The sequence below is a fragment of the Streptomyces sp. SID5785 genome, assembly GCF_009870065.1.
In the GTDB taxonomy this organism is placed as follows: Bacteria; Actinomycetota; Actinomycetes; order Streptomycetales; family Streptomycetaceae; genus Streptomyces.
The window spans coordinates 1-10037 of the sequence record NZ_WWIA01000925.1 but is presented as its reverse complement, the minus strand read 5'-3'; the positions used below and the strand labels follow the sequence as shown (position 1 = coordinate 10037).

At 73.1% G+C, this 10037-nt stretch carries 12 protein-coding genes; 5 read left to right on the top strand and 7 right to left on the bottom strand.

Going from position 1 to position 10037, the window contains the following annotated elements:
- The 7 genes from GTW43_RS30200 to GTW43_RS30170 form a co-directional block, all read right to left on the bottom strand.
- Positions 1–217 (bottom strand): alcohol dehydrogenase catalytic domain-containing protein (locus GTW43_RS30200; protein ID WP_161305166.1); only part of this gene is annotated, 217 nt, incomplete at its 3' end.
- A gap of 41 nt (positions 218–258) precedes the next feature.
- Positions 259–933, bottom strand: coding sequence for a lysoplasmalogenase (locus tag GTW43_RS30195; protein ID WP_161305165.1), 675 nt, complete (start codon positions 931–933; stop codon positions 259–261).
- On the bottom strand, positions 930–1817 hold the full coding sequence (locus GTW43_RS30190) for a sterol desaturase family protein (RefSeq protein ID WP_161305164.1): 888 nt from the start codon (positions 1815–1817) through the stop codon (positions 930–932). The genes GTW43_RS30195 and GTW43_RS30190 overlap by 4 nt, the downstream gene beginning before the upstream one ends.
- A 118-nt stretch (positions 1818–1935) precedes the next feature.
- On the bottom strand, positions 1936–3171 hold the full coding sequence (locus tag GTW43_RS30185) for an amidohydrolase family protein (protein ID WP_161305163.1): 1236 nt from the start codon (positions 3169–3171) through the stop codon (positions 1936–1938).
- Entirely contained in the window at positions 3168–4454 is a 1287-nt protein-coding gene (locus tag GTW43_RS30180; RefSeq protein ID WP_161305162.1) for an amidohydrolase family protein, read from the bottom strand. Before GTW43_RS30180 ends, GTW43_RS30185 begins: the two co-directional genes overlap by 4 nt.
- A gap of 16 nt (positions 4455–4470) precedes the next feature.
- Positions 4471–5355, bottom strand: a complete 885-nt coding sequence (locus GTW43_RS30175) for an SDR family NAD(P)-dependent oxidoreductase (protein WP_161305161.1) — start codon at positions 5353–5355, stop codon at positions 4471–4473.
- Positions 5355–6152 (bottom strand): acetoacetate decarboxylase family protein, encoded by a 798-nt coding sequence (locus tag GTW43_RS30170; protein WP_161305160.1) that lies wholly within the window; start codon positions 6150–6152, stop codon positions 5355–5357. Before GTW43_RS30170 ends, GTW43_RS30175 begins: the two co-directional genes overlap by 1 nt.
- Before the next feature lie 152 nt (positions 6153–6304).
- On the opposite strand from GTW43_RS30170, the gene GTW43_RS30165 reads away from it, so the two are divergent.
- The 5 genes from GTW43_RS30165 (at position 6305) to GTW43_RS30145 (ending at position 9982) form a co-directional block, all read left to right on the top strand.
- Positions 6305–6928: a TetR/AcrR family transcriptional regulator gene (locus tag GTW43_RS30165; RefSeq protein ID WP_161305159.1), complete on the top strand. Its 624-nt coding sequence runs from the start codon at positions 6305–6307 to the stop codon at positions 6926–6928.
- 57 nt (positions 6929–6985) lie between these two features.
- Positions 6986–7978: a DEDDh family exonuclease gene (locus GTW43_RS30160; RefSeq protein WP_161305158.1), complete on the top strand. Its 993-nt coding sequence runs from the start codon at positions 6986–6988 to the stop codon at positions 7976–7978.
- Positions 7979–8057: 79 nt separating this feature from the next.
- Positions 8058–8291 carry a hypothetical protein gene (locus GTW43_RS30155; protein WP_150166323.1) on the top strand — a complete coding sequence of 78 codons (234 nt, stop codon included), beginning with the start codon at positions 8058–8060 and terminating at the stop codon, positions 8289–8291.
- Positions 8292–8375: 84 nt separating this feature from the next.
- On the top strand, positions 8376–9182 hold the full coding sequence (locus tag GTW43_RS30150; RefSeq protein ID WP_161305157.1) for an SURF1 family protein: 807 nt from the start codon (positions 8376–8378) through the stop codon (positions 9180–9182).
- 44 nt (positions 9183–9226) lie between these two features.
- The gene (locus GTW43_RS30145) at positions 9227–9982 is read left to right on the top strand and encodes an SDR family oxidoreductase (RefSeq protein WP_161305156.1); all 756 of its coding nucleotides are present in this window, start codon (positions 9227–9229) and stop codon (positions 9980–9982) included.
- Positions 9983–10037: the final 55 nt, after the last annotated feature.

Here is a 10037-nt window from a genome sequence, read left to right as displayed (position 1 = left end):
TCACCTCCGAGCCGGTCTCCTCGACGACGCCGAGGAACTCGTGGCCGATGCGCTGTCCCGGCTCGCGCGCGGCCTCGCCGCGGTAGGCCCACAGGTCGCTGCCGCAGATGCAGGCGCGCACGACGCGCACGACGGCGTCCGTCGGCAGGACGACGACGGGCTCGGGGACGTCCTCGACCCTCATGTCGAACGGGGCGTGGATGGTGGTGGCGCGCATGGGGGTGTTCCTTCGTGCGGGGCGCTGCAGATCGCTGCAGGTCAGTGCGGGGTGGGCCGGGTCTCGGCACGCCCCTCACGGTACGCCGCCCCGGGCGCCGCCCGCTCATCGAGCACCCCGCGCGCGAGCAGGTACTGGGCCGCCACGTAGGTGAGCATCACCCAGAAGTCCGGGCGCGGCAGGGCCGGCCACTCGGCGACGCCCATCGCGATGAGCGCGTCCGACAGCAGGAACAGCGCGCCGCCCGCGCCCGCCGTGCGGCCGAGCCGGGACGACGCGAACGCCATGGCGGTCAGCAGCACGCTGTAGCCGGCGACCGGACCGCGCAGCCCGGCCGGCAGGTCGGACCACAGGGCGGTGACGAGCCCGACGAGCGCGAGCCCGTACCCGGCGGCGAGGAGCCCGCCGTACGCGCGCGTGGTGCCCTGCCGCCTGAAGAGCACCAGGTAGCAGACGTGTCCGGCGGCGAAGCTCGCCATGCCCGCGAGGAAGGCCAGGTCGTGGTCGAAGAGCAGCAGCACGTCGCCGCCCCAGCCGAACAGCAGGGCCCCGCGCAGAAGTCGGGGGCCGCCGCGCACGATCACGTACGCGAGGAGCGCCGGGACGAGGAGCGGCTTGAGGACGACGTGTGCGGCCTGCACGCCCGCGAGCAGGGCGAGGAGATCGGCGGCGCACACCGCGAGGAAGCCGGTGCGCAGGGCCGCCGTGCGGTTCACGCGGCGCCTTCGGTGACCTGGCGGGCCGCGGCCGGTTCCGCGGCGGGTGCGGCGGGCTGCCAGCCGGGGCCCCGGAAGACCCGGCCGGCCCGCTCGCGCCAGCTGTCCGCGCTCCTGAGGTCGCGGGCGATGGCCGCGTACTCGTGGGTGGCGACGCGCAGCGGGTTGTAGGTGCTGATGTTCTTGGTGAGCCCGAAGACGGGGCGGTCGGTCTCGGCCACCCAGGAGCCGAAGAGGCGGTCCCAGACGATGAGGATGCCGCCGAAGTTGCGGTCGAGGTAGCCGCCCTGGGAGGCGTGGTGGACGCGGTGGTGCGAGGGCGTGTTGAAGAGGAACTCGAACGGCCGCCACAGCTTGTCGATGCGCTCGGTGTGGATCCAGAACTGGTACACGAGGTTGACCGAGGAGCAGAACGCGAGGGCCGCCGGGTGCACGCCGCACGCGATGAGCGGCAGGTAGAACGGCCACACGGTCAGGCTCGTCCAGGGCTGGCGCAGCGCGGTCGACAGATTGAACCGGCGGCTGGAGTGGTGCACGACGTGGCACGCCCACAGGATCCGGATGACGTGGTGGCCGCGGTGCGACCAGTAGTAGAAGAAGTCCTGGCCCAGCAGCATCAGCGGGACCGTCCACCACAGGACGGGCACGCGCAGCGGCGTCAGTTCGTACACGGCGGTGTAGACGGCGACGATCGGGATCTTCCACAGGAAGTCGAAGACGAGGCTTCCCAGTCCCATGGTGATGCTGGTGGCCGCGTCCTTGGTCTCGTACCCCGCGGCGTCCTCGTCGGGGTGGATGCGTACGGAGACGATCTCGACGACGGTGAGCAGCACGAAGGCCGGGATGGACCAGAGCACGACGTCGGGCAGATTGGGGGTGGACATGTGTGCACCGTAAGGGCGCGGACCGAGCCAGGACCAGAGGTAGTTACCGACAAGTATTACCGCCGGTAGGGGCCGGACTCCGGTAACTCCCGACAAACCCGAGCGCGCCACCCCGGCATCACCAGACGCGGACCGAACCTCCCCTCGCGAAGACCGGGCTGGTCGCGTCGGACGGCGGCTCCTTCAGGGGCTCGTCGATCTCGGTGACGGTGGGACCGACGCGGGCCGCGACCGGGTCGAGCAGGGCGAGGTCGAAGCCGTAGACGCGGGCGGCGTTGCCGCCGACCATCGCGGCGATCTCGGCTCGGGGCAGGCCCGCGTAGGAGATGCGCAGCCCCTCGCGCGTGTAGGGGTGCGTGCCCTCGTCGTGCGGGTAGTCGCTGCCCCACATGATCTTGTCGAGGCCGATGCGCTCGCGCAGCGGCACCTCGTGCGGGCGCATGAAGCTCGCCCCGACGAAGCAGTTCTCGCGCCACACCTCGGACGGGCGCCGCCCCATGGAAGCGGCCAGCCCCGCGCCGAACCTGGACTCCGCCGTGTGTGCCCGGCCCGCCGCCGCGACGAGCCGCCCGTGGTAGTAGTCCAGCATGTCCAGGACGCCGGGGATCCAGCCGGAGCCCTGCTCGGTGAGGACGAGCCGCAGGCCGGGGTTGCGGTGGAAGGCGCCGCCGAAGACGAGGTGCCACAGGGCGCGGTGCGAGAACCAGGTCGTCTCGACCATGAAGACCGCGCGGGCGGCCGGCTCGTCGCCGAGCGGCGGGGACGCGGAGCCCGCGTGGTGGTTGACCGGGACGCCGAGCTCGGCGCAGGCCCGCCAGATCGGGTCGTACACCGGCGCGTGCAGTTCGGGCAGCCCGGAACCGGGCGGGGTGCCCGGGAGCAGCAGGCCGCCCCTGAGGCCCGCGGCCGCGCACCGGTGGATCTCCCGGACGGCCTCGTCGACGTCGTTCAGCAGGATCTGGAAGACGCCGGCGCGGCGGCCCGGGGCGGCGGCGCAGAAGTCGGCGAGCCAGCGGTTGTGGGCGCGCAGTCCGGCCCAGCGCCGGGCGAACTCCTCGCGGGTGGGTGCGGGAGCCATGAGCGCGGCCGAGGGGAAGAACGGCGGGATCGTGTTCGGGAAGACGACCTCGGCGACGATGCCGTCCTGTTCGAGTTCCCGCACCCGGCGGTCGGAGTTCCAGTTGCGGTCCGCGGTGTCGGCGAGCAGATCCTCGTACGGGTTGACGTACGAGGCGGCCCAGGCGTCGAAGGCGTCGTGGTGCCGGGACTCCAGGTAGGGGCGGTAGTCGAGGAGGTCGGCGCCCGCGTGGCAGTCCGCCGAGATGACCGTGTAGCGGTCCTGGGCGGGGCTCACGGGGTCACCCCCAGCGTCGGGAAGTCGTGGTCGGTCAGCCAGTGCCGGCCCACGTCGCGCGAGCGCGCCCAGGACGCCTCCACGGCGCTCTGGTCGGCGTCCTGGCCGAGGTCGGCGGGGGTCGGGCCGATGCGGGCGGCGAGCGGGGCCAGCTTCGCGGTGTCGAAGCCGAAGACCTCGGCGGCGGCGAGGCCCAGCATGCGGCGGGTCTCGGCGACGGGGATGTCGTGGAAGGTCCTGCCCAGCCACGTGCGGGTGTCGGGCCAGGTGCCCTCGGGGTGCGGGAAGTCGCTGCCCCACAGGATGTTGTCGACGCCGATCTCGTAGCGCTGGGCGAGTTCGCGGCGCTTGGTGTTGGTGGCGCAGACGAAGACCTGCCGGTCGAGGTACTCGTGCGGCGGGCGCTTCAGCTCCGCGAAGGGGGACAGCTTCTTGCCGCCGTGGGCGCCGAGGTAGAGCCGGTCCATGAACCAGAGCAGGTTGGGCAGCCACCAGCAGCCGGACTCGGCGACGCCGAACCTGAGGCCGGGGTGCCGCTCGAAGACCCCGGACCAGAGCAGGAACCACAGCGGCCGCGCGGGCCACCACGTCACCTCGCTGACGTAGATGCCGAGATGGTCGCCGTACTCGTGCCGGGGCGCGGCTCCCGAGTGCGTCACGACCGGCATCGCGCACTCGGCGGCCGCCGCCCACACGGGGTCGTAGCGGCGCGCGTGATAGGGGTCCTTGTCGACCCACATGGAGGGGATCATCAGGGCGCCGAGCCCGGACTCCTTGGCGCGGTGCACCTCGGCGACGACCTTGTTCGGATCGGCCGTGATGGGCAGCAGGGCGACACCGCAGTGCCGTTCGGGGTGCTGCGCGACGAACTCGGCGAGCCAGCGGTTGTGCGCCTGCGCGCCGGCCATGCCGAGTTCGGGGTCCTGGTCGCCGGAGAGGCCGAGTCCGACGCCGAAGGGCGCCGCCGTGCGGCTGTCCACGGCGTCCGCGTCGGGGAAGACGACCTCGGCGGCCACCCCGTCGCCGTCGAGCTCCTTGAGGCGCTGCGCGGCGTCCCAACCGCCGCGCAGGCCCTCCTCGTTGTCCTGGAACCACTTCTCGGCGAACGCGTCGTTGCGGATGCCCAGCCGGGTGGCCTCCTCGCGGCGCGCGTCCCGCTCGCCCAGGAAGTCGTCGAACGCGCGGTGGAACCGGCGGTCGAGATAGGGCCGGTACTCCTCGGTGGGCAGCCCGGCGTGGCAGTCGGAGGAGATGATCAGGTACGGGTCCTGGTTGCTGCTCATCACACGTCCCTCGGGATCAGTCGAGAATGAAGCTCTCCAGATACGCCGGGTTCGCCCGGTCCAGCATCGACCGCGAGCGGGCCCGGATCTGCCGGTCGCTGTGCTCGCTCTCGGGAAGCAGCCAGAACCGGTCGGCCGCGATGCCCTCGGCGACGAGGTCGGCGACCTCCTCGACGGGCGTGAACGCGACCTCCTCGCCCGCCTCCTTCATGGCGGCCTCCCACTGGTCGAGGCTGCGGTAGGGCGTTCTGCGCGGGCGCTCCTTCGCGAACCGCTCGGGCCGGTTGCGGTGCGACTCCCACAGTCCGGTGCGCAGCATGTGGGGGCCGGGGAAGAGCACCGAGGCACCCACGCGCGCGTGCTCCGCCCTCAGGTGCGCGTACAGCGACTCGGTCATCGTCACGACGGCGGCCTTCGTGACTGCGTAGACGGAGGCCGTCGGCAGCGGTGCGATGCCGCCGTCGCCGGACGAGGTGTTGACGACGTGGCCCGGCTCGCCGCCCTCGATCATGCGGGGCACGAACGCCTGCACGCCGTGGAAGACGCCCCAGACGTTGACGGCGAACGCCCACTTCCAGTCGTTGGGCTCGTGCTGCCACATGCGGCCCTCGGCGCCCGAGCCGACGCCCGCGTTGTTGCACAGCACGTGGCAGGCGCCGAACGTCGCGTACGTGTCCTCGGCCAGGGCCATGACCTGCTCGCGCTCGCCGACGTCGACCACGCGCGCGTGCACGGTGGCCCCCTCCGACCGCAGCTGTCCGGCCGCGCTCTCCAGGGCCGCCCGCTCCACGTCGGCGAGCACCACCTTCAGGCCGGCGGCCGCGAACCGACGGGCCAGGGCGAGCCCGATGCCGCTCGCGGCGCCGGTGACGACGGCGACCTGTCCCGCTTCGAGGCGCATCAGACGCTCCCCTCGGGCGGGCCGTCGAGGATCTGCTGCGGGTCGTCGTAGCGCTGGTGGATGTACGGGAGCAGGGCCTGGGCGCTGACCCGCTCCACGACGCGGCCGGTCTGGTCGGTCGTCTTCTCGCCGAGGGTGATCTCGACGAGGGCGCGCACCGGGAGGTCGGCGACCGGGTCGTACATGGACTCCCGCAGGACGACGTCCCCGGTGACCGCCTCCAGCTTCCTGACCTTCTCGTGGCGCAGGCAGTGCACGAGCACCGGGTCCGCGTCGAAGCCCGAACCGTCCACGGCGGGAAGGAACTTGAAGTAGAAGTCCGTCTTCCGTGACGGCTCGGGAAGCGGCAGGGCGCCGCTCACCGCGCCGCGCACCTCCACGAAGGCGATGCCGTGCCGGGCGAGCGCGGCCCGCACCACGAGCCCGTCGCGCTCGACGGTGACCTCGCCGAGCTTCTTGGGCTCGCCGAAGACCTCGCGGCCGCCGATCAGGGCGCGCTCGTGGGTCATCGGCATGACGAGCGGGTACCAGCCCTCGACTCCCCCGTGCTCGGCGGCGACCGCGACCGAACCGGCGCCGAGCGGGTAGCCGGGCAGGTCGACCCTGCTGATGTTGGCCCGTACCAGCGGGCGTGCGGTGGGCTTGAGCGGCGGAGGGAGGACCGCGGCGACCGCGTCGGGGTCGGACTCCCACACGGCGACCACGCCGGTGGACCAGATGTCGGGGAGCTTGCTGCTCGCGGTGCGCGCCGCGGCGATCTCCGCCTCGCCGCGCGCTCCGTACCGTACGCGTGCCATGCCGTACCGCCCTTCTCGAAGCCGGTGCTGGTTCTTCGGAGGTCGTTCACGAGGCGCCTGTAACACAGTTACACCGGCGACGATGAAGGGTAAAGACACGTGCACGGACGGGAGTCGGCCCCTGCGCGCAGGGAGCCGGGAGGGCGGGGGACATGGCGCGCGCACCGCTCACCCGGGACGAGGTGCTCGACACGGCCGCGGGGCTGGTCAAGCAGCACGGCCCCGAGGCGCTGACGATGCGCAAGCTCGCCGCCGAGCTGGGCACGGCCGTCACCTCGATCTACTGGCACGTCGGCAACCGGGAGTCCCTGCTCGACGCGCTCGTCGAGCGCACCGTCGCCGACCTCGGGGCGATCCGGCCGCGCGGCGGGACCCCGGCCGAGCGGGCGGAGTCCGTCGCGCGGGCCCTGCGCCGGCAGCTGCGGGCGCATCCGCATCTCGTGGCGATGGTCCACGAGCGGGGCCTGACCGAGCGCATGTTCCTGCCGGCGCAGCGCGCGCTGGTGCGCGAGGTGCACGAGGCCGGGCTGCGCGGGGTGCGCGCCGCCGAGGCCGTCCGGGCGATCCAGTTCCACGCAGTCGGATTTGTCCTGGTCGAGCGGAATCGGGAGCGCGCGCCCGTGCAGCGCCCCGGCGAGGAGGACCTGTGGGACGCGGCGGCCGCCGAGGACGACGCGGCGCTGGCCCGGACCCTGGCGCGGCCGGCCGACGCCGAGCGCCTGTTCGCCCTGTCCGTACGGGCGCTCGTCAAGTCCCTTCTGGAACACGGCTCCTGACCCCGTGGGCCGGTCCGGGCGCGGAGGTGTCGGCGCGGGCCCGTATCCTCATGGACCATGCTCGAAGACCGTACGACCGCAGCATCCGACACGTCCTGGCCGGACGCGTACCCGAAGGGATACGCGGTCGTCGACGTGGAGACCACCGGCCTGTCCAGGGACGACCGGATCATCTCGGCTGCCGTCTACCGTCTCGACGCGCGCGGCGAGGTCGAGGACCACTGGTACACGACGGTGAACCCGCAGCGGGACCCGGGACCGGTGTGGATCCACGGGCTGACGAGTGACGTCCTGGAGAGCGCGCCGCTGTTCCCGGAGGTCGCCGAGGAGTTCGCGCAGCGCCTGGACGGCCGCGTCCTGGTCGCGCACAACGCGGTCTTCGACTGGTCGATGATCGCCCGGGAGTACGCGCGCGCGAAGCGCACCGCCCCGGTGCGCCAGCGGCTGTGCACCATCGCCCTCTCCAAGGAGCTGGGCCTGCCGCTGCCCAACCACAAGCTGGAGTCGCTCGCCGCGCACTTCGGCGTCGTGCAGCAGCACGCCCACCACGCGCTGGACGACGCGCGTGTGCTCGCCGAGGCGTTCCGCCCGAGCCTGCGCCAGGCCGCCGCCGGGCAGGTGCGGCTGCCGCTGCTGGAGTGCCGGCCGCTCACCGAATGGGTCGAGCAGGCGGCCGGGGCGCCGGTGCCGCGCCAGGGCCAGTCCGCGTACCGGGGCGGTGGGGGCGGCTGGCGCCCCTCGCGCAAGCGCCCGCCGTGCCCGCACCCGAACCCGGGGCGCTACGAGCCGGGAAAGCGGCTCCAGCAGGGCATGCGGGTCGCGTTCTCCGGGGACACGTCCGTCGACCGGGAGCTGCTGGAGGACCGGGCGGTCGAGGCGGGTCTGCACGTGGCGACGAGTCTGTCGCGGCTCACCAGCCTGCTGGTCACCAATGACCCGGACTCGTACACGTCGAAGGCCGTGAAGGCGAAGCAGTTCGGCACGCCGGTCGTCGACGAGGCGGCATTCGGACAGCTGTTGCAGGACGTCGCCCCCGCGGGCCGGGGCTGAGCGTCAGACGGGTGATTGCGGGGCGACTCGCCCCGCACGCCCTCGCCCGGCACCGGCGCCGGGACCCACCCTGTGGCGCATGGCACGTTGTGAGGTCTGCGGAAACGACTACGGCATGTCCTTCGAGGTTCATGCCCAGGGTGCAGTTCACGTCTTCGACTGCTTCAGCTGTGCGATCCACCGCATGGCGCCGATCTGCGAGCACTGCCGGTGCCGCATCATCGGCCAGGGCGTCGAGGTCGAGGGGCACTGGTACTGCGGGGCGCACTGCTCGCGCGCGGAGGGGCGGGTGGGCATCGTCGACAACGTCTGAGCCCGCGCCGGTACCCCGGCCCGCCACGGCCCCCACGGGACCCGCCCGTCGGGGGCCGTACCGCGCCGGGGTACCGTCGTGAGCGTGTACCGCTTCCTGTTGACCCGGCAGTGGGTGATCCTCACGCTGGTCGCCCTCGTCCTCATCCCCACGATGATCCGGCTGGGCATCTGGCAGATGCACCGCCACGACGAGCGCGCCGCCAGGAACCAGCTGGTCACCGACGCCCTCAGGGCGAAGCCCGTACCCCCCGAGCGGCTCACCTCGCCCGGGCACACCGTCACCGGCGACGAGCGCTACCACGCCGTCACCGCGCAGGGCCGCTTCGACACCGAGCACGAGGTCGTCGTCCGCCGCCGCACCAACGCGGACGACGAGGTCGGCTACCACGTCCTCACCCCGTTCGTCCTCCACGACGGCACGGTGCTCCTCGTCAACCGGGGCTGGATCCCCGCGGACGGGCCGAGCCAGACCGCCTTCCCGAAGATCCCGCCGCCCGAGCGCGGCGAGACCACCGTCACCGGGCGCCTGATGCCCGACGAGACGACCGCGGCCAGCGGCATCAAGGACCTCAAGGGCCTGCCCGACCGCCAGATCATGCTGATCAACAGCAAGCAGGAGGCGCACCGTCTGGGCACCCGCGTGCTCGGCGGCTACATCGCGCAGACCGCCCCGGACCCCCGGGGCGACACCCCCGAGCTGGTCGGCAAGCCCGGCAAGGAGGACGCGGCGCTGAACCTCGCGTACGCGTACCAGTGGTGGCTGTTCGCCGCCGCGGTGCCGGTCGGCTGGGTGGTGCTGCTGCGCCGGGAGCTGCGCGAGCGGCGCCGCCGCGAGGAGGACGGCCCGGACACCGGCGCCGCCCCGGCGGAGGCCGTGTCCACGCTCTGACCCCCCTCCGGCGCCCTGGAGCGGGGAGGGGCAGGATGGAGGGCATGGATCTTGGACTGAAGGACCGTGTCTACGTAATCACCGGCGCCACCCGGGGCCTCGGCAACGCCGCCGCCCGGGAGCTGGTCGCCGACGGCGCCAAGGTGGTCATCACCGGGCGCGACGCCGAGCGGGTCGCCGCGGCGGCCGAGGCGCTCGGCCCGAACGCGCACGGCGTCGCCGCCGACAACGCCGACCCCCGCGTCGCGGACCAGGTCATCGAGGCCGCGCGCGAGCGGTTCGGCCGGTTCGACGGGATGCTCGTCAGCGTCGGCGGTCCGGCGCCGGGCTCCGCCGCCGACAACACCGACGAGCAGTGGGAGACCGCCTTCGAGTCCGTCTTCCTCGGTGCGGTGCGGCTCGCCCGGGCCGCCGCGGCGGAGCTCAGCGAGGGCGGCGTCATCGGGTTCGTGCTCTCCGGCTCCGTCCACGAGCCGATCCCCGGACTCACCATCTCGAACGGGCTGCGGCCCGGGCTCGCCGGCTTCGCGAAGTCGCTGGCGAACGAGCTGGGGCCGCGCGGGATCCGGGTCGTCGGGCTGCTGCCGGCCCGCATCGACACGGACCGGGTGCGTGAGCTGGACGGGCTCTCCGCGGATCCCGCGGCGACGCGGCTGGCGAACGAGGCGCGGATTCCGCTGCGGCGGTACGGGACGCCGCAGGAGTTCGGCCGGGCCGCGGCGTTCTTCCTGTCGCCGGCGGCGTCGTACCTGACCGGGGTCATGCTGCCGGTGGACGGCGGGTTCCGCCACGGGTTCTGAGCCGCGCGTCGCCGGGTGCGGGTGGGTGGGGGCTGGTCGCGCAGTTCCCCGCGCC

Coding starts and splice junctions, on each gene's coding strand:
- GTW43_RS30190 (WP_161305164.1), bottom strand. CDS start 1,817: ATGTCCACCCCCAATCTGCCCGACGTCGTGCTCTGGTCCATCCCGGCC.
- GTW43_RS30180 (WP_161305162.1), bottom strand. CDS start 4,454: ATGAGCAGCAACCAGGACCCGTACCTGATCATCTCCTCCGACTGCCAC.
- GTW43_RS30175 (WP_161305161.1), bottom strand. CDS start 5,355: ATGCGCCTCGAAGCGGGACAGGTCGCCGTCGTCACCGGCGCCGCGAGC.
- GTW43_RS30170 (WP_161305160.1), bottom strand. CDS start 6,152: ATGGCACGCGTACGGTACGGAGCGCGCGGCGAGGCGGAGATCGCCGCG.
- GTW43_RS30165 (WP_161305159.1), top strand. CDS start 6,305: ATGGCGCGCGCACCGCTCACCCGGGACGAGGTGCTCGACACGGCCGCG.
- GTW43_RS30160 (WP_161305158.1), top strand. CDS start 6,986: ATGCTCGAAGACCGTACGACCGCAGCATCCGACACGTCCTGGCCGGAC.
- GTW43_RS30155 (WP_150166323.1), top strand. CDS start 8,058: ATGGCACGTTGTGAGGTCTGCGGAAACGACTACGGCATGTCCTTCGAG.
- GTW43_RS30145 (WP_161305156.1), top strand. CDS start 9,227: ATGGATCTTGGACTGAAGGACCGTGTCTACGTAATCACCGGCGCCACC.